The following is a 23,469-nucleotide window of genomic DNA, read 5'->3' as shown; positions in this document are numbered from 1 at the left end:
CGAACGAATCCGGGTGCTCACACGGTGAGCATCCGGATTTCGTCTGCCAGCCGGTGCCGGGCCGTTCCGGGCTCGATCTGAGAACTCGCCTCGATCGCTGACCGCAGGTTGGAGCGTTCGGGCGGCGTCAACCGGCTCCACTGGTCCCGGACCAGCCTCAGCGCGTGGTACTGCTCGTTCGCGCTCGAGGATCGGCTCACCGCCTCGTGCAGCACCGCAGCGTCCACCAAGGACGGATCGCCCTCCATCAGGCCGAGCGCCAGCACGCGCATGACCGGCGTGCCTTCGGTGAACATCGTTCTGACCTCGTCCTTGTCGAACTTCTCGACCCGGGCGGCGCCCGCCACGCGGTCGACGATCCGGTCGAGGACCATCCCCCGGACGTCCGAGAGCTCCGGTCCGCGCAACTCGGTGTACACGGTGGCGTAGGCGTCGAGCTCGCGGCCGAGGCCGAGCCGCTGCAGCGTCTGGGCCGCGCCCCGGGCGCTCGCGGCGATCTGGCGGACCAGCTGCACCTCGAACCGGCCGAGCCTGAGCTTCCGGATCCGATCGGCGATCGTCGGCATGATCAGCAACAGCAGACCCGCGACGAGTACGGCGAACAGGCTCGTCTGATCGACGTCCGCGAAGAGCGCGACGATGCTCGTGACCAGCAAGGCCGCCCCCGCCAGCAGACAAGCCGCCCGAGCGACGACATCCAGCGTCCTCGGTGCCTGATCGAGCCAACTGCTCTTCCGCTGCCGCTCGATCGGAGCCCGCTGCTGGAACTGCGGTGGAGCGTTGCGAGCCGCGGTCGGCGGGCCGTCGTACGTGTTTGGCATCCCCCCGGCCTCCTGACTGTTGAGGTTGAGACCGATGGTGCGCTCTGTCTCGACGTTCGGCAACGGTCAGGTGGCGCGAGAGCTCAGGATGCAGAATTCGTTGCCTTCGGGGTCGGCGAGGACCGTGAAGGAGGCATCCTCGGGTTGGCCGACGTCAGCGCGGCGCGCGCCCAGGCCCTCCAGGCGGGCGATCTCGGCGTCGCGGTCCTGGGTGGTGTGCGGGGCGAGGTCCAGGTGGAGGCGGTTCTTGAGGGCCTTGCCCTCGGGGACGGGGACGAAGGTCATGCCGGGACCGATCCGCTCCCAGGGGGTGTCGCGCACGGCCTGCTCGTCGACCCAGCCGGGGATGTTCACGCACTCCTCGTCGGTCTCGTAGATCGTCCTCCAGCCGAGCGCTTCGGCCCACCAGGCGGCCTGCTTGCGCACGTCGTGGCAGTCGATGACGAGGGTGTACCAGCGCAGCACCATGAAGAAGTCCTCCTCGTAAGGTCGAGGAGGACCACGATGTCACCCACCGCCGACAAAACGACGGGAGCGGGCCCTGGGCAGGAGATCTATCGCCAGGGCCCGCTCCGGGGTCCATCCCGTTGTCGTCAGCGGAGCGGGTCGAACGGAGCCAACTCGCTGGGGGTGCGGCCGGTGGTGATGGTCTCGGCCAGCAACTGTCCGGTGATGGGGCCGAGCGTGATGCCCCACATGCCGTGACCGCCGGCGGCGAACACCCGCGGCGACGCGGTCGCGCCGATCAGCGGGAGGCCGTCCGGGGTGCAGGGCCGCGGTCCGACCCACTCGTCGGTGCGCGCGTCCAGGTCGGCGTCCCGCAGCAGTGGCCGGGCCGCCTCGACGATCGCGTCGATCCGGCGCGGGTCGAGCTTCGCGTCGGGCTTGCGGAACTCCATCATCCCGGCGACCCGCAGCCGGTCGCCGAGCGGTGTGCAGGCGATCCGCTGCGCCGGGAAGTAGACCGGGCCGGCCGGCACGTGCTCGATCGGCACGCTGAAGCTGTACCCACGCCCGGCCTGTACGACGGTCTTCACCCCGAACTGCCGGGACAGGTCCCCGAGCCACGCGCCGGTCGCCATCACCACGGCGTCGAACGGGTCGGTCTCACCGTCGCCGGTGACCAGGCGGACCCCCCGGATCTCGTCGACGATGTCCAGCGCGTCGACCCCGCTGATGATCTGCCCGCCACGGGCGGTGACCGACTCGGCCAGCAGTTTCACGTAGTCGCCCGGGTTGATGAACCGCTGTCCGTGCAACCGGATCGCGGCCCCGATCTCGTCCGACAGCGAAGGCTCGATCTCACGGGCGTCGTCACCGCTGATCGCCTCGAACTCGATGCCCTGGCCGGCCGCGTGGATGTGCTCGATCTCCTCGAGCAGCACGCTGCGCTCGGCCTCGGTGCGGTACGCGGCCAGGAACGACTTGGCCTCGTAGGTCTGCGCCTCGACGCCGGCCTTGGCCAGGAAGTCGAACGCGGGCAGGGCCTGCCGGTTGATCGGGACCAGCGACTCCATCGCGGTCTTCCAGCGTCCGGCGGTGCTGTTGCGAGCGAAGCCGGTGAGGAACTTGAGTAGCCGCGGGCTCGCGGTCGGTGGAACGTACACCGGTGAGGACGGGCTCAGCACCGCGCGGACGCCGTACTTGAGGACTGCCGGTTCCGGCAGCGGGGTGGCCAGGCCGGGCGTCAGCCAGCCGGCGTTGCCCCAGGACGCGCCCGCGGCGACGCCTTCGCGGTCGAGCACGGTGACCTCGACGCCGGCCTCCTGGAGGAACCAGGCGGTGGCGAGTCCGACCATGCCCGCGCCGACGACAGCGACGCGATCGGGAACGATGTGTGTGGAACCAACAGCGACCATGTATCGATGGTGCGGCCGCCGCGCACCGCTGTCATGGTGCGATCACACCACTGAAGAGACAAATGACTGTGCTCAGAGCACAATAACTCCATGATCACCGCGCCTGACCTGATCGTCGCCGTCGGCCCTGCCCTGTTCGAGGTGGTGGTGACCGGCAAGGGCGACGGCGAGGTCCGCGACGTCTTCCTCGCCGACCCCCAGGAGCCCGCGACCGGCCAGCCCGGTGACCTCGTGCTTGGCCTGGGCCTCCGCGACGCAGAGGATGCGGTCGAGCTGGTCGAGCGCTGCGCTGCCAGCAGCGCCTCAGGCGTCGTTCTGCGTACGACGCTCGCCCACGACCCCACCGTGGTCGCGGCAGCCGAGCGGTGGCTGCTCACCCTCGTAGCACTGCAGCCGAGCGTCACCTGGGCGCACGTGGTCTGGCTGCTACGCGGTGTGATCGACAGGGCCGCAGCACCCGACTCCCCTGCCGCCGGAGACGCCGGCGTGCACCAGGAGCTGTTTGCACTCGCCGACGCCGCCGCTGCGATCGTGGACGCGCCCGTCACGATCGAGGACAACCAGTCGCGAGTGCTGGCGTACTCCTCCGGCCAGGACTTCACCGACCCGACCCGCGTCTCCACCATCGTCGGCCGTCGCGTACCGCCCGAGGTGATCGCGCACTTCCGGGCCCGTGGCATCTTCCGTCGGCTTGCACGTTCCAGCGAGCCGTTCCTGGTCCCTGACGGACCCAACGGGATTCGGCCGCGTCTCGTCGTACCTGTGCGGGCTGGTGGCGAGTGGCTGGGGTCTATCTGGGCTGTGGTGGACGGCCCGGTCAGTGACGAGGTGACGGCCGAGCTGAGCAACGCTGCGTCGGTGCTGGCGCTGCACCTGCTGCGGCTGCGCGCGCAGGCCGACGTGGCGCGGCGGAGTGCGATCGACAGGTTGCGGACGATCCTTAGGCAGTTCTCCCCCGACAACCCGATCGACGTACGGCTCCCACCGCAGCCATGGCGTGTTGTCGCCCTTGGCTCGCCAGACGGGTACGACGTACCGCAGCAGCTCGACCTGTGGGAGTCGACCGGTCGCAGACACGGGTGGAGCGAGCCGCAGCTCGCAGACCTCGACGGCACGGTCCTGGCAGTCGTCACCGACACGGACGGGCCCGGCTCGTGGAGCTGGTTGAGCAAGCTCGTCACTGAGCAGGCCAAGACAGCGCCAGGCACCATCGCGGCGGCAGGTGGGCAGGCACGCGGTCCGGCAGACCTGCCGAGCTCACGTGCCCAGGCGGTCGAGCTGCTAGGCCTGGTACGGCGGGGCGCTGCACCAGGACCCGCCTTGCCGGTGGAGCAGGCGTGGCACGTGCTGACTGTTCACCGGGCAGTCACCTCGCTCGACACCAGCAAGCTGGACGGACCGCTCGCGACGCTGCTGCGGCACGACATCGAGCACGACACCGGGTTCGTCGAAACGCTGCAGGCGTGGCTGGAGTACCCGGGTCAGCCGCAGCGCGCGGCGCGGGAACTGCATCTGCACACGAACACGTTGCGGCACCGGATGAAACGGATCGGCGAGATCGCAGAGCTGGATCTGTCGAGTCCGCGCGAACGCCTCGCGCTCCAGCTGCAGATCGCCGCGGTGCGCACCGAGCACTAAGACGGGCACTGAGATGTACGCCACAACCCTACGTAACAAGGCTTCATATTCCGGCAACTGTTGGGCAACATCCGACTGATTAAGTCTTCCTCAGGAACACCGAGCACGACCCCCAAGGACTGTCCCAGCTTTTCACCAGGAAGCTGGGGCACCGTTCCAGCCTTTCACCAGGAGGCTGGACCGGCCGGTCCGAGCTTTTCACCAGGAAGCTCGGGCTTCTCCGGGCCCGGCGATTGTCTGAGCGATCGCCGGGCCCCAGGAGAAGGACACAGCGAAATCCTTGCTCAGGACAAGCGGTTGACGATGTGCGAGTAGACGCCGGGGAGCAGCGTGGCCGCCGGCACGATGCGGGGCGCGAGCAACGACCTGTTGCGGGCCCAGAGCAACGAGCCGGTGAGCAGCCGGCACTCCCAGGACACTCGCCGCCAGGCGGCCTCGTAGTCGGACGGCCGATCCTTCAGGACACAGTCCACCAGCTCGGCCGACGTACGCAGTCCGACGGCGATGCCCTCGCCGGTCAGTGCGTCGACGTACCCGGCCGCGTCGCCGACCAGCAGCACCCGCCCAGCCACCCGTGCCCGCACTCGCTGGCGGAGTGGGCCGGCCCCCATCACGGCGTTCGCCGGGCACGCGCCGCGCAGGCGGCGCTTCAGGGCCGGGAACGCGTCGAGGTGCGAGTCGAACGTGCCACGCTCGGAGGTGAGGATGGCCACGCCGACCAGGTCGTCGGCAACCGGAGTCACGTAGGCCTCGCCCAGCCCGGACCAGTACACCTCGACCAGATCGGTCCATGGAGCTACGTGGAAGTGCCGGCGCAGGCCGCGGCGGGTGGCGCCGGGTGCACCGGCCAGACCTAGCTGGCGGCGGATGCCTGAGTGCAGGCCGTCGGCGGCGGCCAGGTAGCGAGCTGTGATGCCTGCTGCTGTTACCGAGGTGGTGTTCTGCGTGATAGCAGCGACGCGGGACTCGACAATCGGCACGCGCAACGAGGTCAGGCGATCCGCCAAGGCTTGGTGGAGCGTGGTGCGGCGGACGCCCAGGCCTGGTCCGGTGGTGAAGCGAGCATCGACCTGATGCCCCGCGTCGAGGTAGCGGATGCCGTAGAACGGGCGGCCGTCGAGCGATACCCCGAGACGGCCCAAGTACTCCACGGCACTGTGCGCGATGCCTTCTCCGCAAGCCTTGTCGATCGGGGCTGAGCGCGGCTCGACGACCACCACCGAGAGGCCGGCCAGGGCGGCGCGGATGGCGGTGGCAGCACCGGCGGGGCCGGAGCCGGCGACCAGGAGGTCGATCACTTGTGCAGGGCGGCGTCCAGGGCCGCCTCCTCGGTCCGGATCCGGACCGCCAGCAACGGGATGTTCAGCACCGTGAAGACCACCGCCGTCACCCACGCCGTGTGGACCAGCGGCAGCGCGATGCCCTCGGCAACCACGGCGACGTAGTTCGGGTGCCGCATCCATCGATAGGGGCCACGTGCAACCAGCTGCAGCCCTGGTACGACGATCACCCGCGTGTTCCACTGCTTCCCAAGCACCGCGATGCACCACCATCGCAACCCCTGCGACAGCAGCACCACCGCGAACATTGTCCACCCGAGCCACGGGATGAACGGCCGATAGGCCGCCTCGACCAGACACCCCACCAGCAACCCGGTGTGCAGCACGACCATGAACGGGTAGTGCCCACGCCCCGACTCGACGCCACCCTGCGCGAAACTCCATCGCGCGTTCCGCAGCGACACCACCAGCTCGGCGACCCGTTCGAACCCGACCAGGACGACGAGAACGACGTACCAACTCACGGCCACTCCAGCAGAACCAGCTCGGAGCAGAAGCCGGGGCCCATGGCCAGTAGCAGTCCCATGCCGACAGGATCTCGTCGGAGGGTCTCACCGAGCACGTGCAACACGGACGAGGACGACAAGTTGCCGACCGCGTCGAGCGAATCCCAGGTCAGCTGCAGCGCCCCGGGCGGTAGGTCGAGCGTCTCCGCGACCGCCTCCAGCACCTTCGGCCCACCCGGATGACTCACCCACGTCCCGATCTCCGGGACAGTCAGCCCGTGCGCGGCCAGAAACGCCCGCACGTCGCCACCGAGATAGGTCCGTACGACGTCCGGCACATCCGCCCCAAGCACGATCCGGAACCCGCCCGAGCCGATGTCCCACCCCATCACCCGCTCGGAGTTCGGGTACAGCCGGCTCCGCGTCGCCACCACCGAGGGCCCCGAGGCCAGCGGGTGCTCCGAACCGGTCATCACCACCGCCGCCGCACCGTCCCCGAACAACGCGCCGCCGACGAGGTTCGCCAACGACGAGTCGTCCCGCTGCAACGTCAACGAGCACAACTCCACGGACAGCAGGACGGCGACCTGCGTCGGCCAAGCCTTCAGGTAGTCATGCACCCGAGCGATCCCCGCCGCCCCGCCCACACACCCCAGTCCGAACAACGGCAGCCGCTTCAGATCCTCTCGCAGCCCCAACCGCAACGCGACCCGCGCGTCGATCGACGGCGCCGCCACCCCGGTCACCGTGGTGAACATCAGCAGATCGACGTCGTCCAGCGTCAGCCCCGCATCCTTCACCGCCCCAGCAACCGCCTCAGCCCCCAGGTCCACGGCTGCCGCGATCCACGCGTCGTTGGCCTCACCGAAGTCCTTCAGTACGGCGTACTGCTCCAGCGGCAGCGCCAGATGCCGGTACGACACCCCCGCATTCGCATGCAGCCGCCGCAGCAACGCCGTACCGCTGCCGTCGGGCAGGCAGATCGAGGCGAACGCGTCGGTGAGAGCAGACTGCGGATAGCGGTACGGCGGCAACGCGGGCCGGACCGCTGCGATCCGCGTCATCGTGGCATCGTTACGTCGGTGAGTGTTCTGACGACGGTGCGAGGTCTGGCACTCGCATGCCACCCCGGCCCGACTGCTGCCGTCACCGCGCTCACCACGGCCGTGGCCTGGTCGGCCGGGCGCAGTCCGGCCGGGTGTCTCCTCGTCGCCGCAACGATCCTCACCGGACACCTCTCGATCGGCTGGAGCAATGACGCGATAGATGCCGCCCGCGACACCATTGTGAACCGGCAGGACAAGCCTGTGGTACGTGGACTGGTGAGTCGCCGCACGCTCGCGATCGGCGCCGGAGTCATGCTGGTCGTCACTGTCCCGGTCTCACTGGCCAACGGGATCGCCGCCGGCCTGATGCACCTGCTCTTCGTCGCCTGCGCCTGGGCGTACAACCTCGGCCTCAAGTCGACCGCCGTCTCCTGGCTCCCGTACGCCGTCGCGTTCGGCGCACTCCCCTCGTTCGTGACGCTCGGCACCACGGGCACCTGGGCGCCTTGGTGGGCGACCGCGGCCACCGCCCTGCTCGGAGTCGGTGCCCATCTGGCAAACGTCGTACCCGATCTGGCCGACGATCTCGCCACCGGCGTCCGCGGCTGGCCGCAACGCCTCGGCAGCGCGGCCCGCCTGCTCGCCCCGGTCCCGTTGGCCGCGGCCACGATCCTCCTGGTCCTCGCCCCACCCGGCCCGGCCGGTGTGATCGGCTGGCTCGTGCTCGGCGTGGTCGCCGTCCTGCTGGCCGTGATCCTGGTCTGGAAGAACGCACCGTTCCTGGTCACCATCGCGGTCGCCGCAGTCAGCGTGGCAGCGCTGGTCATCCGGGGCGACGCGCTAGTGCCGTAGCTCCTGGAACTTGGTCTTCACGCCTTCCTTCAACACGCCCCAGCGGTCCTCGTCGCCGCGCCACAGCGACTTGGCGGTCTTCTGGATCTGGTCCCAGCTCGAGTGCGGCGGAATCGGCGGTACGTCGGGGTCGCAGTGCACGTCGAGCACGGTCGGCCGGTCCGCCGCGAGGGCCGAACCCCAGGCCGAACCCAGCTCCGCGCTGGACCGGACCGTCATCGCCGCCAGCCCCACAGACCGCGCGAACGCCGCGTAGTCCACGGACGGCAGCGTCTGCGAGTCCGGGAACTTCGGCGCGCCCTGCAGCGACCGCATCTCCCACGTCACCTGATTGAGGTCGTTGTTGTGCAGTACGGCGATCACCAGCCGCGGATCGCTCCACTCCTGCCAGTAGCGCTTGATCGTGATCAGCTCGGCCAGCCCGTTCATCTGCATCGCGCCGTCGCCGGAGAACGCGACCACCGGCTTGCCGGGATGCGCGATCTTCGCGCCGATCGCGTACGGCACCGCGGAGCCCATCGTCGCCAGCGTGCCGGACAACGAGCCGCGCGTGGTCTCGTCGAACCGCAGCTGCCGCGCGTACCAGTCGGCCGCCGAGCCGGAGTCCGCGACCACGATGCAGTCCTCGGGCAACCGCTCGGAGAAGTCGCGGAACAACCGCTGCGGGTTCACCGGGTCCGCCTCGACCATCGCGGCCGCGGCCATCACCTCCCACCACCGCTGCACGCCGTCCTCGATCCCGGAACGCCAGGACCGATCCTCCTTCTGCAGCAGGTACGGCGTGAGCTCGCGCAACGTGGCCGCGGCGTCGCCGACCAGGTTGACCTCGTACGGGTACCGCATCCCGATCATGGTCGGGTCGGCATCGATCTGGACCGCCCGCGCCTGGCCGAAGTCGGGCAGGAACTGCGAGTACGGGAAGCTCGACCCGACCGTCAGCAGCGTGTCGCAGCCCTGCATGAGGTCCCAGCTCGGCCGCGTCCCCAGCAACCCGATCGACCCGGTCACGTACGGCAGATGGTCGCTCAGCACGTCCTTGCCGAGCAGCGCCTTCGCCACCCCCGCGTTCAGCAGCTCGGCGACCGTCTCGAGCTCCCGCCGCGCACCCCGGGCGCCCTGGCCGACCAGGATCGCGACCCTCTCCCCACTGTTCAGTACGTCGGCCGCCGCCAGCAGACCCCCCTCGTCCGGCACCTCCACCGCGGCCGCGAACCCGAGACTCGACGGCACCATCTTGAACGCGTGCTCCGGCGGCGTGTACTCCAGCTCCTGGACGTCGGACGGCACGATGACCGCGGTCGGGGCGGACCGGGCCAGCGCGGTCCGGATCGCCCGGTCGAGGACGTTCGGCAGCTGTTCGGGCACGTTGACGGTCTCGACGTACTCGCTGGCGACGTCCTTGAACAGGGTGTGCAGATCCACCTCCTGCTGGTACGAGCCGCCCATCGCGGACCGGCTCGTCTGGCCCACGATGGCGACCACGGGGACGTGGTCGAGCTTGGCGTCGTACAGACCGTTCAGGAGGTGGATCGCGCCGGGGCCGGAGGTGGCCAGGCAGACGCCGACCCGGCCGGTGAACTTGGCGTAGCCGACGGCCTGGAAGGCGCTCATCTCCTCGTGCCGCGACTGGATGAAGCGCGGACCCTCCTCGGCCTGCGTCCAGGCGGCGAGGATGCCGTTGATGCCGTCGCCCGGATAGCCGAAGACGGTGTCCACCTGCCAGTCCCGGAGCCGCTCGAGCAGGTAGTCGCCAACCGTCTTCATGAGACCTCCCTCGGTGTCACCCCTCGGGTGCCCGTAGACGTCTCCTTTATGCGGCGTCGGGTTTGAGTGGCGCGTTGCTGCCGAGGATCGCGGCGGTCAGCGCCTCGGCGGGCTCCTTCGACGCGCGCGGATTGGTGATCAGCACCAGGTCGATGGACGGGAGCTCGGGGAGACCGGCGCTCGGCGGCGGTTCGACCAGGTCGGCGGGCATCAGCGAGCGGGCGAAGATCGCGATGCCGAGGCCGGCCCGGACCGCCGCGAGGACGCCGTTCACACCGCGGACGATGCAGGTGATCCGGCAGGAGCGACCGGCCTGTTCCAGAGTCTGGACACCGAGCGAGCGGCTCAGGCTGGGCGCCTGGTACGCGACCAGCGGCACCGGGCCGTCGGGCGCGATCCGGGTCCCGTTGATCCCGGCCCAGACCAGCGGGTCCCGCCGTACCAGCCGGCCGTTCGGCTCGTAGCCAGTGCCGACGCTGTGCTTGACGTAGGCGAGGTCGAGGTGGCCGGACTCCACCCGGCGGAGCAGGTTGGGGCTCTGGGCAACCGTGAGCTCGAGGTCGATCCGCGGGTACAGCTGCCGGAAGTCGCGCAGGATCCGCGGCAGCGGGGTGAGCGCCAGGTCGTCGGTGACGCCGAACCGCAGCCGGCCGCGCAGGTCCGAGCCGGTGAAGTAGCCGGCCGCCTCTTCGTGCGCGGCCAGGATGGTCCGGGCGAACCCGGCCATCGCCTCGCCGTCCGCGGTCAGTGTGACCGTCCGGGTGTCGCGCAGGAACAGCGGCCGCCCGACCGCAACCTCGAGTTTGCGGACGTGTTGGCTGACCGTCGGCTGCCGGATACCCAGCCGCTCGGCGGCCTGGGTGAAACTGAGCGACTGCGCGACCGCCAGGAACGTGCGGAGCTGATCCGGGTCGTACATCGATGGACCTCCTATTACGCGACGCGATAAGAGTAATAGGAGTAATTCGCTATCAGAATTCAGTACCGACCGTGAGGATGGACGTGTCCTCCCCTGACCAGTCCACTCGCGTAGGGAACGCTCTTGACCTCCCGGGCCACCGGTACTGTCCCATCCGTCCCCGACTTCCACACCCACAACAGCAAGACCGCGACCGACCCGCGGCGCCGGCCCGGATTCCGGGAGACGTTCAGCGCCCTGGAGGTCCGCAACTTCCGCCTCCTGGTCAGCGGACTCCTGGTCAGCTCGACCGGCGGCTGGATTCAGCGCATCGCCCAGGACTGGCTGGTGCTCACGATCACCGGCAGCGCCACCGCGGTCGGCATCACCACCGCGCTGCAGTTCCTCCCCACCCTCCTGCTGGGCCTGTACGGCGGGGTGATCGCGGACCGCTTCCCGAAGCGGAAGGTCCTGCTGGTCACCCAGACGACGATGGGCACGGGGGCCGCCGTCCTCGCCGTCCTGGCCTTCACCGGCTCGGTCCAGGTCTGGCAGGTCTACCTGATGGCGCTGTTCCTGGGCCTCGCGACCGCGGTCGACAACCCGACCCGGCAGTCCTTCGTCCCCGAACTGGTCGGCAAGGAGCGGGTCCGGAACGCGATCAGCATGGTCTCGTCGACGTTCCAGCTGGGCAGCATGGTCGGCCCGGCGCTCGGCGGCGTGCTGCTCGGCGCGCTCGGCGCCGGCTGGGCCTTCGCGATCAACGCGATCACGTTCTTCGCCTCGATCTCCGCGCTGCTGCGGATGCGTGAGCACGAGATGCCCGGGCTGCAGGCGGCCCGCAAGGCGAGTGCCGGGATGCGGATCCGGGACGGGCTGAGGGACGGCGTGCGGTACGCGTTCCACGAGCCGGCCGTCCGCTGGGCGATCGCGCTGGTCGGGATCTACGGCATGTTCGCGATCAGCCTGCCGGTGACGCTGACCGCGTTCGCCGACCGCGTCTTCCACATCGGCGCCACCGGGTACGGCGTACTGAACTCCGTCGTCGCGGTCGGCGCACTGACCGGCGCACTGTTGTCCGCACGGCGGGTCCGGACGCCTCGGCTGCGGAACCTGGTCGGTATCGCGTCCTTCCTGGCCGTGATGGAGATCCTGGCGGCGATCCAGCCCTCGCTGTGGACCTTCATCCCGCTGCTGGCCGCGCTGGGCATGGCGACGCTGATGTTCCTGACCGCCGCGCAGTCGATGGTTCAGCTGACCACGCCCGACGGGCTGCGCGGGCGGGTCTCCGGGATCTACAACCTGGTGTTCATCGGCGGCGGCGCGATCGGCGGTCCGCTGGTCGGTTTCCTCGCCCAGACCTGGGGCGCGCGCAGCAGCCTGCTGCTGTCCGGACTGATCCCGGCCGCGGCGACGATCGCGATCGCACTGCGGCTCCGCCGCGACGGCCGGTTCCGGCTGGTCCTGGTCCGCACCCGCTCGCCCTGGCACCAGGCTCCGGTCCGGGTCAACCTCGAGCAGACCGAGATCCGGCTGTCGGCCCCGGCCAGCCCGCGGATCACGCGTACCTCGCGCCCGTTCACCCTGGGCCGCCGCCAGCACCAGCGCATCGACCCGCACACCCGACCGATGCGCCCCCGCCGACGCCCGCAACACCACTGACCCTCCGCACCTTGAGAACCCACCAACCATTTCTCGGCACACTTTGTGGTCGGTGGCTTCTCAAGGTGTGCGGTCTGAATACTTGACGACGTAAATTAAGCACACCTAGGCTCGGCGAGGTCCGCTCTCTCCTCCCCCCGAGGGATCACATCGTGCTGAACCTGACCAGACGCCGTACCGCCGCGGCCGTGCTGGCTTCCGTCGCCCTGGTGTCGACGGCCGCCGCGATCGCACCGGCCGATGCGGCCCCGCCCACCGCCGACCAGCCCGGCCCCAAGCCGGCGCTGGTCGAGCCGGACTCCGCCTTCCAAGGCGTCCCCGACCTGACGACGAGCGCCAAGGCGACGCCGGCGACGTACCCGCAGGTTGCGGCCAAGCCGTACATGGGCTGGTCCAGCTGGAGCCTGCAGTCCACCAACTACCCGGGCGTGAACCCGGACGGCCCCGGCAGCTTCATCTCCGAGCAGAACATCCTCACCCAGGCCCACGCGATGGCGACCAAGCTCAAGCCGTACGGCTACGAGTACATCAACATCGACGCCGGCTGGCAGCTCGGCGGTGACGAGTACGGCCGCCCGACCGCGAACCCGACGCGGTTCCCGCGCGGCATGAAGGCAGTCGGCGACGACCTCCACAGGCTCGGCCTGAAGTTCGGCATCTACACGGTGGTCGGGCTCGGCTTCGAGGTCTACCGCGACGGCAACACACCGATCTACGACGCGCCCGGATGCTTCACCCGCGACATCGTCTACCCGGACCTGCGAACGACGAACGGCTGGGACCAGGCGTACAAGATCAACTACGCGAGCCCGTGCGCGCAGAAGTACGCGGACTCGATCGCGAACCTGTTCGCCAGCTGGGGCGTGGACTTCATCAAGATGGACGGCGTCGGCCCAGGCTCCTGGAAGGGCGCCCCGGACGACCCCAACCACAACAACACCGAGGACGTCGAGGCCTGGTGGCGCGCCGTGCAGAACTCCGGCCGCCCGATGATGTACACGCTGTCCTGGTCGCTCAGCCACCGGTACGCCGACGTGTGGAAGCAGAACTCGAACGGCTGGCGGATCGACACCGACGTGGAGTGCTACTGCGACACGATCGTCCGCTGGGACGGCTCGGTGAAACAGCGCTGGTGGGACCTGCCGCAGTGGATCGACGACGCCGGACCGGGGCACTGGAACAACCTGGACGCGATCAACGTCGGCGTCGGCGAGATGGACGGCATCAACGAGGCCGAGCGGCGGAGCTACATGACGTTCTGGGCGATCAACGCCGCGCCGCTGTTCGTCGGTGACGACATGACCAAGCTGGACGCGTACGGCCTGAAGCTGCTGACCAACCGCGAGGTCATCGCGATCAACCAGTCCGGCAACCCGGCCCGCCCGCTGAACCAGGACCAGCTGCAGCAGGTCTGGTACGCCGACAACCCCGACGGCAGCGTCACGGTCGGCCTGTTCAACCTGGCCGAGACCCCGGCCACGGTGACCGGGAACTTCGACCAGCTCGGCATCACCGGCAAGGCCACCGTCCGGGACGTCTGGGCGGACCAGAACACCCGCGGCGTCTCCGGCCAGGTCAGCGCGGAGCTGCCCGCGCACGGCTCGAAGCTGTACAAGATCACGCCGGAGAAGAAGGCGTCGCCGAGCAAGCCGGCCGACCTGACCGCGACCGACGTCAACCGGACCACCGTGGCGTTGAGCTGGCAGCCGAGCACCGGCGCGACGTCGTACAAGGTGTTTGCCAATGGCAAGCAGGTGGCGACCAGCTCGAGCACGAGCGCGGTCGTGACCGGGCTGCTGCCGCAGACGCAGTACACGTTCACCGTGAAGGGCGTGTCGAGCGGCCGGTCGTCGGAAGCGAGTGCGCCGGTCACCATGTTCACCTCGAAGTCGGGTGGACCGGTGAAGTACGAGGCCGAGGCGTCGACCAGCACGCTGACCGGGAACGCGGGCATCTCCGGCTGCAACCTGTGCTCGGGCGGCCAGAAGATCGGCAACATCGGCTACGACGCGTCGGTCACGCTGAACGACATCACGGTGCCGGCCACCGGGACCTACCTGGTGAAGATCGCGTACACCGACGGCGACACCAGCCGGCAGAGCATGCTCACCGTCAACGGCGCCGATGACTACTGGGTGAACTACCACGGCCTCGGCGACAACGACTGGGGCACACCGCAGGTCACCTACCTGCCGATGAAGCTCCAGGCCGGAGCCAACTCGATCAAGGTGCACAACCCGGGCGGCTACATCGCCGACATCGACTGGATCACCGTCTGACCGGTTGTCCACAGATCGCGGGGCCGGCCTTCCCCTGGGCCGGCCCCGTGCCTTTACTGGACGAATGAGCGTCTATCCCGAACCTCTCGTCCCGCCCGGCTCGACCGCGCCGGTCCCCCGCCGGATCCGCGCGACTCTCGGCGACCGCGTCGTCCTGGACACGTCGGATGCGATCTACCTGTGGGAGTTCCCGCCGTACCCGCAGTACTACGTGCCGGTCGCGGACGTGGCCGACGGGGTGCTGACCGACACCGGCGAGACCAAGACGTTCGAGCACGGTGTCGCGCGGGTGCACACCGCGGGCTCGGGGAAGGCCTGGGTGTACGACGACGGCGTCGCGAAGGACCGGGTCCGGTTCCAGTGGGACGCGCTGGACAGCTGGTTCGAGGAGGACGAGGAGGTCTTCGTCCACCCCCGCAATCCGTACGCCCGCTGCGACGCGATCAAGTCGACCCGGCACGTCCAGGTCGCGGTCGACGGCGTCGTCCTCGCGGAGTCCGCGTCGACCGTGATCGTCTTCGAGACCGGGCTGCCACCGCGCTACTACTTCCCGCGTACGGCGGTGCGCCTGGAGCACCTCACCCCGAGCAGCACCGTCACCTCCTGCCCGTACAAGGGCACGACGTCGGCCTGGTGGTCGGTCGGCGACCGCAAGGACCTCGCCTGGTCGTACGACTTCCCCACCGCGCCCCTGCTCCCGATCGCCAACCACATCGCCTTCTTCGACGAGAAGGTCGACACCACCATCGACGGCACCCTCCGGGACCGCCCGATCACCCCGTTCTCGGACTGAGCTCCGCGATCAGCTGGTGGAAGTGGGGGCACTCGGTGAAGTCGGGGGCCTCGCAGGTGAGGGCGTGCTCGATGAGGCGCTTGGACTCCTGCGCCTGGCGGATCTGCTCGTCGAGTACGGCGTTCTGCTCGGTGAGGACCGCCCGGCGCTCGGACCCGCCGGGGGCGTCGAACATGCGACGGATCTGGTCGAGGCTGAGCCCGGCGGCCTTGGCGCGCTGGATCATCACCACGCGGGCGACGTGCGACTCGTCGTACCGGCGTTGGCCGCCGACTCGCGCGGCCGGGGTGAGCAGGCCTTCGTCTTCCCAGTGCCGGAGCACATGGGTGGCCAGCCCGAACCGGCCCGCGAGGTCTCCGATGCCGAACATCAGATCGCCGAGGTGACGCCGCCGTCCATGGTGATGATGGCGCCGGTGACGTAGCTGGCGAGCGGGGAGGCGAGGAAGACGGCGACGTTGGCGACCTCGGCGGGTTCGCCGGCGCGGCCCATCGGGATCTCGGCGACCATCTCCGCGAGCAACTCGTCCTTCGGCCGGCCGCTGGCGCGGACCGCGGCCTCGAGGCCCTCGTCCACCCGGGCGGTGCGGGTCATGCCGGGGTTGATCACGTTCACCCGGACGCCCTGACCGGCGTACGCCTTGGCGTAGCCGACCGACGCCAGCATCAGCGCCGCGTTGGCCGCGCCGCCGCCGATGTGCAGCGGGTTCGCCGCGCGCCCGCCCTGGCCGACCACGTTCACGACCGCGCCGCTGCCACGCTCGGCCATCCCGCGGATGACCGCCTCGGTCGCGTGCATGTACGTGAAGTACTTCGCCTCCATGGCCGCGTGCAGCGCCTTGCTGTCCAGCTCGTCGATCGGCGTCCGGCGGGCGGCGCCCGCACAGTTGATCAGGATGTCCGGTACGCCGATCCGCGCGAACGCAGCCTTGGTCGCGTCGGCATCGGTCAGGTCGACCGCCTCGACGTCGAAGGCCAGCCCCTTGGCCGCCAGCTCCGCCTGCGCCTTCGCGAGATTCCCCGCGTCCCGGGAGATCCCGATCACCTTCGCGCCCTCCCACGCGAGCGCCTCCGCGCACGCCAGCCCGATCCCCTTGCTGGCGCCGGTGACCACCGCAGTCCGGCCGGACAGTTGCAGATCCACGTGCTGACTCCTTCTCGTCCCTCACTGGCCCCGGAAAGTCTACGGCGCAGCGTGGATGCCATGAGCAATCGTCACCTTTCGGACGTCGGGGCCGTCGGCAACGAATTGGAATTGTCGCTGTTGCGGCCTTGAACAGCCCAGTACAGTGGGTAACCAGATCGACACTCTTTGTTTCGACGCCTGATGCCCAGAGCTGCTTGCCGAGCACCCGACGCCGGAGGGACCCGTGCCGACCATGTCCACTTCCCATTCTCCGCCAGGTTCCGAGCGGACACCTGTGCCCGAACGCAGTAGCTGGCAGTCCGTTCTCCACCATGACCTGCCGGCCTCGCTGGTGGTCTTCCTGATCGCCGTTCCACTCTCCCTGGGGATCGCCGCCGCGTCCGGCGCCCCGCTGATCGCCGGCCTGGTGGCCGCGGTGGTCGGCGGCGTGGTCGCCGGCGCGCTCGGCGGCTCCCCGTTGCAGGTCAGCGGTCCCGCCGCCGGCCTCACCGTTGTCGTCGCGGGCCTGGTCGGCCAGTTCGGCTGGGCCGCGACCGCCGGCATCACCTGCGCCGCCGGCCTGTTGCAGATCCTGCTGGGCGTCACCCGGATCGGGCGGCTCGCCCTCTCACTCTCACCCGCCGTGGTGCACGGCATGCTCGCGGGGATCGGCGTCACCATCGCCGTCCAGCAGCTGCACGTGGTGCTCGGCGGGCAGGCGCAGAGCTCGTTGATCGCCAACTTGGAGGCTCTGCCCGGCCAGCTCGTGGCCCACCACGCGCACTCGGTGCTGGTCGGTGTGCTGACCGTCGTCATCCTGCTGGCCTGGCCCAGGTTGCCCAAGGTCAAAGCGATTCCGGCACCTCTGGTCGCCGTCGTGGCGGTGACGGCACTGGCCGCCGTCTTCATGGCAGACGTTGCCCGGGTCAACCTTCCGGACCAGCCGCTGCAGGAGCTGATTCTGCCCGCGGTGCCCGACGGCACCCCGATGGAGATCATCACCGCGGTGCTGACCGTGGCCCTGGTGGCCAGCGTGGAGTCACTGCTGTCAGCCGTTGCCGTGGACAAGCTTCACCGCGGCAAGCGGAGCAACCTGGACCGGGAGCTGATCGGCCAGGGCGCCGCGAACGCGGTGTCCGGCGCAGTCGGTGGCATGCCGGTGACCGGCGTGATCGTGCGCAGCTCCACGAACGTCGCGGCCGGCGCGCGCAGCCGGGCGTCGGCGATCATGCACGGCATCTGGATCGCGGCGTTCGTGCTCGCCGCGGGCTCGATGCTCGAACTCATCCCGATGGCCGCGCTGGCCGGCGTACTGCTCGTCACCGGGTTGCGTCTGGTCCAGCTTGCTCACATCCGCACCTTGCGGCGGCATGACGAGCTACTCGTGTACGTCGTGACCGCTGGCGGAGTCGCCGTACTCGGACTGGCCGAGGGGGTGCTGCTCGGCTTGGTGCTCGCGCTCGCACGCGTGCTCTACCGGCTCAGTCGAGCGACAGTCACTGCGACCGAGCAGGACGGACTGTGGACCGTGCGGATCCGCGGCTCCCTCGTCTTCCTCGGCGTCGCATCGCTGGTCCGGACGCTGCGGACGATCCCCGTCGGCACCAAGGTGCGAGTCGAGCTCGAGGTCGATCACCTCGATCACGCAGCGTACGAAGCGATCGAGGACTGGCGGCGCGGTCACCTCGCGCGCGGCGGCTCGGTCGAGCTCAACCGGGTCGCGTTGCGCGCCGCGCTGCACACCGACGCGGCCCGGCGGCTGCTGCCCTGGCAGCGCCAGGTCATCCCCGAGCCCGACCAGCGCGTCTCGATGCTGGACGGCGTCCGCGCGTTCGAGGCGTCGGCCGACGAGATCCGGCCGATGCTGGCGAAACTGGCGGCCGACGGACAGCGGCCGGCGCACCTGTTCATCACCTGCGCGGACTCGCGGATCCTGCCGAACATGATCACCACGAGTGGTCCCGGCGACCAGTTCTGCGTCCGCAACATCGGCAACCTGGTTCCGCCGAAGGGATCGAACAGCAACTCCGTCGACGCCGCGATCGAGTACGCCGTCGACGTCCTCGGCGTGCAGTCGATCGTGGTCTGCGGTCACTCGCACTGCGGTGCGGCCGCGGCCGCGCTGGAGGCGAACGTCCCCGCCGGTTCCGGCCTGCAGAACTGGCTCCGCCACCTGGAGCCGTCGGTACGGCGTGCCGTCGGGCTACCGGACATCGTCGACCCGGCCACCGGGGTGAAACTGTCTCCGGCCGACAAGCTGTCCGTCGCGAACGTCGGCGTACAGCTGGCGAACCTGCGCAACTTCTCCTGTGTTCGCAAGGCCGAGGCCGAAGGACGGCTCGAGCTGATCGGGCTGTGGTTCGACATCGGGGCGGCCGCGGCGCGGCTGGTCCTGGACCGCGAGCCCTACCTGGTCCGCGCCGACGAGGAGCTGGCCACCGCCGGCACCTTGTCCAAGCGCTGATCGAACCCGGCGGGTGCGTTCTTCAGGCGGCGCACCCGCCCCGCATCGAAGACCAGCAGCAGCGGCAGGGCCAACGCGATCGCGACGAGCCCGTCGAGCCAGTAGTGGTTGGCCGTCACCACGACGACGGCGAACGTCAGCACCGGGTGCGCCATCCACAACCAGCGCCAGCGCGAGTGAGTCGCCCGGATCAGGAACACCGCGACCATGAACGCCCAGCCGACGTGCAGGCTCGGCATCGCCGCGAACTGGTTCGCCACCCCGGAGTCGGTGGTCGGGCCGTAGACGGACTGCCCGAGCAGGACGCCGGTGTCCACCCAGCCGGGCATCATCCGCGGCGGCGCCAGAGGGAAGAACATGTGCCCGACCAGCGCCAGCCCGGTCAGTGCCGCGAGCGCCCAGCGAGCTTTGCCGTACTCGGCCGGTCGCCGGATCATCAACCACACCAGGACCGCTGCGGTCAGCGGGAAGTGCACGCTCGCGTAGAAGACGTTCGCAGCCTCGGCCAGTCCGGGGATTTGCAGCGCCTGCTGCTGGACGGTCGCCTCACTCGGCAGTCCCAGCCAGGCCTCCCAGCCGATCAGCTTGTCGGCGTGCCGGTACGCCGATCCCGCATGGTCGGCGGACAGGAACCGGCCGAGGTTGTAGGCGCCGAACAGGACGGCGAGCAGCCCGACCTCACGGACGATCCGCCGTCCGCCACCGGTCCGCGGCCGCACCACGACCGGTTGCTCCACCCGCTCCAGCGTCAACTGCGCCACGAGAACCCCCTTCTCAGCCCGCACTTCAACTATTGCAACATGCTTATAGTTGCGAAGAATATGAACCAACTCACACTTCGAGGCCTGCGTTAATTGCGTTGCCGGGCGGAGGCCGGTCCGGAAGGGTTCGAGGGATGGTTGGCGTGTTCATCCGGTGGACCTGGATGCGGGCGGTGCTGCACAACGGGTGGTGGCTCGTGACGAGCGTCTACCTGGTCGTCGACGCCGGCCTGTCCGCCGCCCAGCTCGTGCTGATCGGGTCGGTGCAGAGCGTCTTCGCACTGGTGTGCGAGGTGCCGGCCGGCGTGTTCGCCGACACGATCAGCCGCAAGTGGTCGCTGGTGATCTCGCAACTTCTGATGGGTACGGCGATGCTCACCACCGGGCTGGTGACGTCGTTCCCGCTCCTCCTCGCGACCCAGGTTCTGTGGGGCATCTCGTGGACGTTCGCGAGTGGGTCGGACGTCGCGTGGATCACCGACGAGCTCGATCAGCCGGACCGCATCACCGCCGTACTCGCGCGGGCTGCCCGGGCTCAGCTGACCGGCGCGGCGACCGGCCTGATCGCGCTCGGGTCGCTGGCGTGGGCGACCCGGCGCGATGTCACGATCGTCGTGGCCGGCGTCGCGATGATGTCGCTCGCCGTCTACATCGCGCTCAGGTTCCGCGAGGAGCGGTTCGTCCCGATCCGCACCGCGCGGTGGTCGGGGTCGTGGACGACGTTCCGCCGCGGTCTCACCCTGGTACGGCGCAATCGCGAGATCATGCTGATCTTCGCCGCGACCTTCCTCGTCAACGGCGCGTCCGACGCGGCCAGGCGGATGACGCAGAAGCAGCTGCTCGACCTGGGCTGGCCGAGCGAGCCGGATCCGATCATCTGGTTCACCGGGCTCGGTGTGGTCGGGCTGCTCGTCGGTGCGCTGACGTTGCGCGTGCTCGGGAAGCGCATCGACGGCGACCACGCCCGCACCGACTACGCGTGGGCGGCGGTTTCCGGGGTGGTCAGCATGGCGATGCTCGCGCTGGCGCGGGATCCGGTGGTCGGTGCGATCGCCGTCGTACTGGTCTCCGGGATAGCGACGCCGTTGACGCGGGTGATCAGCACGATCTGGGTGAACGCGCGGACGACCGCCGACGTCCGGGCGACGACGCACTCCTTCCTGGCCCAGCTCGAGTACCTCGGGGAGACCGTCTGCGGGGTCGGCATCGCCGCGATCGCCCGGCTGAGCAGTCTGCCGGTCGCGCTGGCCGCGTGTGCGGCGCTGTTCCTGGCGACCGCGCTACTGATGCGGCGGCCAGCTGATCGTCGCGTGGTCGGGACTCGCGCTGACCTGTAGGGGTTGGTCGGCCGGGAGTTCGCCGTACGCCGCTTGTTCCACGACGACGACCGGTGTCGACAGGCCGTAGAGCTCGTGGGCGACAAGGGCGCCCAAGGCAATGATCGAGTCGGGGCGGGCGAGGATGATCGCTGCCGGGGCGGCGCCGGCGCGGATCTGCTCGGCGAGCACGCTGGACGCCGAGCTCGAACCGCGGCCGGACTCCATCACCAGGACGCGACCGGCCAGGACCTCGCCGCACTGCGGATGATGAGCGTCAACGATCCGGCCGAGCTCGTCGGTTCCGCCCCAGAACGACAGCGGTGCGGTCAGGCGGATCGGCGTACCGACCGCCGTGCCGGGATGGAGCGTCCGCGCCTCAATCGTCACGCCGTCAGCTCCCCGATGACGACCCGGCCCGCGCGGGCGGAGGCGACGCATTCCGCCAGTGAGCCGAGCACCACGTCGACGCCGATGTTGCCCGGCGCGTAGTGCGCCCACTTGCCGGAGTTCGTCATCACGTTCTTCCAGGCCGGCGAGAGGATCGCGGTCACGTAGGTGCACGTGTCGACCACGACCGTGACACCGGCCGCTTCGAGGGCGCTGATGACTCCGGTCGCGGCCGCACGATCCCGGGTCGCGCGGCCGGTGGACAGGTAGAACGGCACCCGGATGGGCGGACCGGCGCGGAGAAGGTCGGCCAACTGCCGGCATTCGTCGTACGACGCGTGTGGGGTGCCGACGCTCACCGCATCGAGCTGATTCGTGGCGATTGTCGACAATCGACGCCGAGTCCGGCGCATCGCGTCCAGGTCGACAACGTACGTCGGCAGGTCGTCGGGCGGACCGGTCGGCGCTTCCGGCGTCACACCCACCGCGTGGAACAGGGCGACTCCCCCGGCCGACGCCGCCGCGGCGCCGAACGCCTTCAGGTCGTCCTCGCTGACATCCTCCGGAATTCCAACCAGCACAGGGATCTCGCCACCGACCAGCGACCCGACATGCACCCCGAGCAACGGATACGCCAGGTCCGTCCGCAGGAACTCACCGAGCGGACGGCAGTCGAACACCACGGTCCCCCGCCGCGCCTCGGTCGTCTGCAGTCCGGAGTACGGCGCTCGTCCGGTGATCGCGGCGCAGATGTCGAGGAAGTCGCCGTACCGATCGGTGCGGGCGCCGAGGACCGAGTTGGCGAACACGATCGCGTTCGACTCCGCCCAGGCGACGTGCTCGCCGAGGCCGGGCCGGTTCGGAAGCTGGTACGGCGCGCAGGTCCACGTCGGCGTGCATCCGAGGTCGACGTACGCGGACATGAGCTCGCGGCCGCGGAGAGCGGTCTCGCGTTCGGCCTCGGTGCCGGTGCGGACCAGGCCGGGATGCAGCAGGTCCATCGAGCCGACGTTCAGGGTGGTCGGGACACGGACCTGCGCGCCGAGGCCGACGAGTTTGTGGGCGAAGTCGAGGCTGACCTGACCGTGGTACAGGCAGGAGTCGACGTGCGCCGAGGTGATCTCGACCAGCCGCGGCGCGCCCTCGATCCGGGCCAGGCCGACGACCACCCGCATCGCCAGCGCCACCCCGCCACCCTCCTGACCGCCGAGCATCCCTTCGTCCTCGGCGGTCAGACGCAGATTGTCCACAACCCGACAAACTACAACCTCAGGGTCAGGACGTGACCTCGCAGTTCTGCACGATGTCGGTGCCGGAATCACCGCTGCACACATCGTTGTTGCCGCCGGGTGGGAACGGCGGGCCACCGGGCGGTGGCGGGAACGGGTTGTCGCCGTCGACAAAGTCGTCGCCGGATCCACCACTGATCGTGTCACTGCCGAAGGTGCCGAACAGCGTGTCGTTGTCCGGGCCACCCGTGATCACGTCGTCGAGCGGTCCGCCGAACGCGGTGTCCGCACCGGCTCCGCCGTTGATCGTGTCCGCCCCGCCGAACCCGATGAGCTGGTCCGCACCCTGACCGCCGTTCAGAGTGTCGTCGCCACCAAGACCGGCCAGCAGGTCGTCGCCCTGGCCACCGTTCAGGACGTCGTTGTTCGCCCCGTTCGACGGCGCGAACGGCACGCTGTCGAGCTCGTCGCCGATGAGCACGTCGTTGCCGCGGCCGCCGTCCACCGTGTCGTTCCCGCCTTCCGCGCACACGATGTCGTCGCCGTCACCGGCGAACACGATGTCGTTGCCGGCACTGGCGACGATCACGTCGTCACCGCTCGTGCCGACGATGGTGCCCGCCCCGACGATCGTGGCCGGCACCTCCTCGCCGGGCGGACCGCACAGCGGCGGTTCCTGGGCGTTCGCAGCGGTCGGCAGCACCGTGCCGAGCAGCAGCACCGCCGACCCCAAAGCAAGCTTGCGCATGACTCCCCCTCCCCTAAGGCCGGTCGCCGCGGACTTCA

21 protein-coding genes are annotated in these 23,469 nt (G+C 69.6%); 7 read left to right on the top strand and 14 right to left on the bottom strand.

The window, feature by feature from the left end:
- Positions 1-17 precede the first annotated feature (17 nt).
- The 3 genes from AB0H36_RS12690 to AB0H36_RS12680 form a co-directional block, all read right to left on the bottom strand.
- On the bottom strand, positions 18-821 hold the full coding sequence (locus AB0H36_RS12690; RefSeq protein ID WP_360520749.1) for a hypothetical protein: 804 nt from the start codon (positions 819-821) through the stop codon (positions 18-20).
- Positions 822-887: 66 nt separating this feature from the next.
- Positions 888-1,289, bottom strand: a complete 402-nt coding sequence (locus AB0H36_RS12685) for a VOC family protein (RefSeq protein WP_360520746.1) — start codon at positions 1,287-1,289, stop codon at positions 888-890.
- A 125-nt stretch (positions 1,290-1,414) separates the two neighbouring features.
- Positions 1,415-2,680, bottom strand: coding sequence for an FAD-dependent oxidoreductase (locus tag AB0H36_RS12680; RefSeq protein WP_360520743.1), 1,266 nt, complete (start codon positions 2,678-2,680; stop codon positions 1,415-1,417).
- Positions 2,681-2,770: 90 nt separating this feature from the next.
- On the opposite strand from AB0H36_RS12680, the gene AB0H36_RS12675 reads away from it, so the two are divergent.
- On the top strand, positions 2,771-4,318 hold the full coding sequence (locus tag AB0H36_RS12675) for a helix-turn-helix domain-containing protein (RefSeq protein ID WP_360520740.1): 1,548 nt from the start codon (positions 2,771-2,773) through the stop codon (positions 4,316-4,318).
- Positions 4,319-4,602: 284 nt separating this feature from the next.
- On the opposite strand, the gene AB0H36_RS12670 is transcribed toward AB0H36_RS12675, so the two are convergent.
- The 3 genes from AB0H36_RS12670 to AB0H36_RS12660 are packed head-to-tail and all read right to left on the bottom strand — an operon-like array spanning position 4,603 to position 7,168.
- Positions 4,603-5,616 (bottom strand): monooxygenase, encoded by a 1,014-nt coding sequence (locus tag AB0H36_RS12670; RefSeq protein WP_360520737.1) that lies wholly within the window; start codon positions 5,614-5,616, stop codon positions 4,603-4,605.
- Entirely contained in the window at positions 5,613-6,122 is a 510-nt protein-coding gene (locus tag AB0H36_RS12665) for an isoprenylcysteine carboxyl methyltransferase family protein (RefSeq protein ID WP_360520734.1), read from the bottom strand. Before AB0H36_RS12665 ends, AB0H36_RS12670 begins: the two co-directional genes overlap by 4 nt.
- A complete protein-coding gene (locus AB0H36_RS12660; RefSeq protein ID WP_360520731.1) occupies positions 6,119-7,168 on the bottom strand; it encodes a 3-oxoacyl-[acyl-carrier-protein] synthase III C-terminal domain-containing protein in 1,050 nt (349 codons plus the stop codon). Before AB0H36_RS12660 ends, AB0H36_RS12665 begins: the two co-directional genes overlap by 4 nt.
- A gap of 18 nt (positions 7,169-7,186) precedes the next feature.
- On the opposite strand from AB0H36_RS12660, the gene AB0H36_RS12655 reads away from it, so the two are divergent.
- Entirely contained in the window at positions 7,187-8,002 is an 816-nt protein-coding gene (locus AB0H36_RS12655; protein WP_360520728.1) for a UbiA family prenyltransferase, read from the top strand.
- Here AB0H36_RS12655 and AB0H36_RS12650 read toward each other — a convergent pair.
- The gene (locus tag AB0H36_RS12650; RefSeq protein WP_360520725.1) at positions 7,991-9,766 is read right to left on the bottom strand and encodes a thiamine pyrophosphate-requiring protein; all 1,776 of its coding nucleotides are present in this window, start codon (positions 9,764-9,766) and stop codon (positions 7,991-7,993) included. The genes AB0H36_RS12655 and AB0H36_RS12650 overlap by 12 nt on opposite strands.
- 46 nt (positions 9,767-9,812) lie before the next feature.
- Positions 9,813-10,685 (bottom strand): LysR substrate-binding domain-containing protein, encoded by an 873-nt coding sequence (locus tag AB0H36_RS12645; protein ID WP_360520723.1) that lies wholly within the window; start codon positions 10,683-10,685, stop codon positions 9,813-9,815.
- Between the two features lie 123 nt (positions 10,686-10,808).
- Between AB0H36_RS12645 and AB0H36_RS12640 the strand changes: the two genes are divergently transcribed.
- The 3 genes from AB0H36_RS12640 (at position 10,809) to AB0H36_RS12630 (ending at position 15,398) form a co-directional block, all read left to right on the top strand.
- Positions 10,809-12,326, top strand: coding sequence for an MFS transporter (locus AB0H36_RS12640; protein WP_360520720.1), 1,518 nt, complete (start codon positions 10,809-10,811; stop codon positions 12,324-12,326).
- Positions 12,327-12,478: 152 nt separating this feature from the next.
- Positions 12,479-14,605, top strand: coding sequence for a fibronectin type III domain-containing protein (locus AB0H36_RS12635; protein ID WP_360520717.1), 2,127 nt, complete (start codon positions 12,479-12,481; stop codon positions 14,603-14,605).
- 64 nt (positions 14,606-14,669) lie between these two features.
- Positions 14,670-15,398, top strand: coding sequence for a DUF427 domain-containing protein (locus tag AB0H36_RS12630; RefSeq protein WP_360520714.1), 729 nt, complete (start codon positions 14,670-14,672; stop codon positions 15,396-15,398).
- On the opposite strand, the gene AB0H36_RS12625 is transcribed toward AB0H36_RS12630, so the two are convergent.
- Positions 15,379-15,768: a MerR family transcriptional regulator gene (locus tag AB0H36_RS12625; protein WP_360520711.1), complete on the bottom strand. Its 390-nt coding sequence runs from the start codon at positions 15,766-15,768 to the stop codon at positions 15,379-15,381. The genes AB0H36_RS12630 and AB0H36_RS12625 overlap by 20 nt on opposite strands.
- Complete coding sequence (locus AB0H36_RS12620; RefSeq protein WP_360520708.1) at positions 15,768-16,541, bottom strand: SDR family oxidoreductase; 774 nt, start codon at positions 16,539-16,541, stop codon at positions 15,768-15,770. Before AB0H36_RS12620 ends, AB0H36_RS12625 begins: the two co-directional genes overlap by 1 nt.
- A gap of 277 nt (positions 16,542-16,818) precedes the next feature.
- Between AB0H36_RS12620 and AB0H36_RS12615 the strand changes: the two genes are divergently transcribed.
- Positions 16,819-18,987 carry a SulP family inorganic anion transporter gene (locus AB0H36_RS12615; RefSeq protein WP_360520705.1) on the top strand — a complete coding sequence of 723 codons (2,169 nt, stop codon included), beginning with the start codon at positions 16,819-16,821 and terminating at the stop codon, positions 18,985-18,987.
- Here AB0H36_RS12615 and AB0H36_RS12610 read toward each other — a convergent pair.
- Positions 18,930-19,772 carry a phosphatase PAP2 family protein gene (locus tag AB0H36_RS12610; RefSeq protein WP_360520702.1) on the bottom strand — a complete coding sequence of 281 codons (843 nt, stop codon included), beginning with the start codon at positions 19,770-19,772 and terminating at the stop codon, positions 18,930-18,932. The two genes, AB0H36_RS12615 and AB0H36_RS12610, sit on opposite strands and share 58 nt — an antisense overlap.
- Positions 19,773-19,882: 110 nt before the next feature.
- Between AB0H36_RS12610 and AB0H36_RS12605 the strand changes: the two genes are divergently transcribed.
- Positions 19,883-21,085 carry an MFS transporter gene (locus AB0H36_RS12605; RefSeq protein ID WP_360520699.1) on the top strand — a complete coding sequence of 401 codons (1,203 nt, stop codon included), beginning with the start codon at positions 19,883-19,885 and terminating at the stop codon, positions 21,083-21,085.
- Here AB0H36_RS12605 and AB0H36_RS12600 read toward each other — a convergent pair.
- Genes AB0H36_RS12600 through AB0H36_RS12590 form a run of 3 tightly spaced genes read right to left on the bottom strand, consistent with a single transcriptional unit; the run spans position 21,029 to position 23,431 of the window.
- Positions 21,029-21,454 (bottom strand): DUF126 domain-containing protein, encoded by a 426-nt coding sequence (locus AB0H36_RS12600; RefSeq protein ID WP_360520696.1) that lies wholly within the window; start codon positions 21,452-21,454, stop codon positions 21,029-21,031. The two genes, AB0H36_RS12605 and AB0H36_RS12600, sit on opposite strands and share 57 nt — an antisense overlap.
- Complete coding sequence (locus AB0H36_RS12595; protein ID WP_360520693.1) at positions 21,451-22,704, bottom strand: aconitase X catalytic domain-containing protein; 1,254 nt, start codon at positions 22,702-22,704, stop codon at positions 21,451-21,453. The genes AB0H36_RS12600 and AB0H36_RS12595 overlap by 4 nt, the downstream gene beginning before the upstream one ends.
- Before the next feature lie 25 nt (positions 22,705-22,729).
- Positions 22,730-23,431: a calcium-binding protein gene (locus AB0H36_RS12590; RefSeq protein ID WP_360520690.1), complete on the bottom strand. Its 702-nt coding sequence runs from the start codon at positions 23,429-23,431 to the stop codon at positions 22,730-22,732.
- Between the last annotated feature and the right edge of the window lie 38 nt (positions 23,432-23,469).

The sequence above is a fragment of the Kribbella sp. NPDC050820 genome (assembly GCF_040653975.1).
GTDB lineage: Bacteria > Actinomycetota > Actinomycetes > Propionibacteriales > Kribbellaceae > Kribbella.
Note: the sequence above shows the minus strand (reverse complement) of the source record. Positions and strands in the feature narration are given on the sequence as shown.

What these genes read in the sequence shown, in the direction of transcription:
- AB0H36_RS12690 (WP_360520749.1), bottom strand. Translation starts at nt 821, where the DNA reads ATGCCAAACACGTACGACGGCCCGCCGACCGCGGCTCGCAACGCTCCA.
- AB0H36_RS12685 (WP_360520746.1), bottom strand. Translation starts at nt 1,289, where the DNA reads ATGGTGCTGCGCTGGTACACCCTCGTCATCGACTGCCACGACGTGCGC.
- AB0H36_RS12680 (WP_360520743.1), bottom strand. Translation starts at nt 2,680, where the DNA reads ATGGTCGCTGTTGGTTCCACACACATCGTTCCCGATCGCGTCGCTGTC.
- AB0H36_RS12675 (WP_360520740.1), top strand. Translation starts at nt 2,771, where the DNA reads ATGATCACCGCGCCTGACCTGATCGTCGCCGTCGGCCCTGCCCTGTTC.
- AB0H36_RS12660 (WP_360520731.1), bottom strand. Translation starts at nt 7,168, where the DNA reads ATGACGCGGATCGCAGCGGTCCGGCCCGCGTTGCCGCCGTACCGCTAT.
- AB0H36_RS12650 (WP_360520725.1), bottom strand. Translation starts at nt 9,766, where the DNA reads ATGAAGACGGTTGGCGACTACCTGCTCGAGCGGCTCCGGGACTGGCAG.
- AB0H36_RS12645 (WP_360520723.1), bottom strand. Translation starts at nt 10,685, where the DNA reads ATGTACGACCCGGATCAGCTCCGCACGTTCCTGGCGGTCGCGCAGTCG.
- AB0H36_RS12630 (WP_360520714.1), top strand. Translation starts at nt 14,670, where the DNA reads ATGAGCGTCTATCCCGAACCTCTCGTCCCGCCCGGCTCGACCGCGCCG.
- AB0H36_RS12625 (WP_360520711.1), bottom strand. Translation starts at nt 15,768, where the DNA reads ATGTTCGGCATCGGAGACCTCGCGGGCCGGTTCGGGCTGGCCACCCAT.
- AB0H36_RS12605 (WP_360520699.1), top strand. Translation starts at nt 19,883, where the DNA reads ATGGTTGGCGTGTTCATCCGGTGGACCTGGATGCGGGCGGTGCTGCAC.
- AB0H36_RS12590 (WP_360520690.1), bottom strand. Translation starts at nt 23,431, where the DNA reads ATGCGCAAGCTTGCTTTGGGGTCGGCGGTGCTGCTGCTCGGCACGGTG.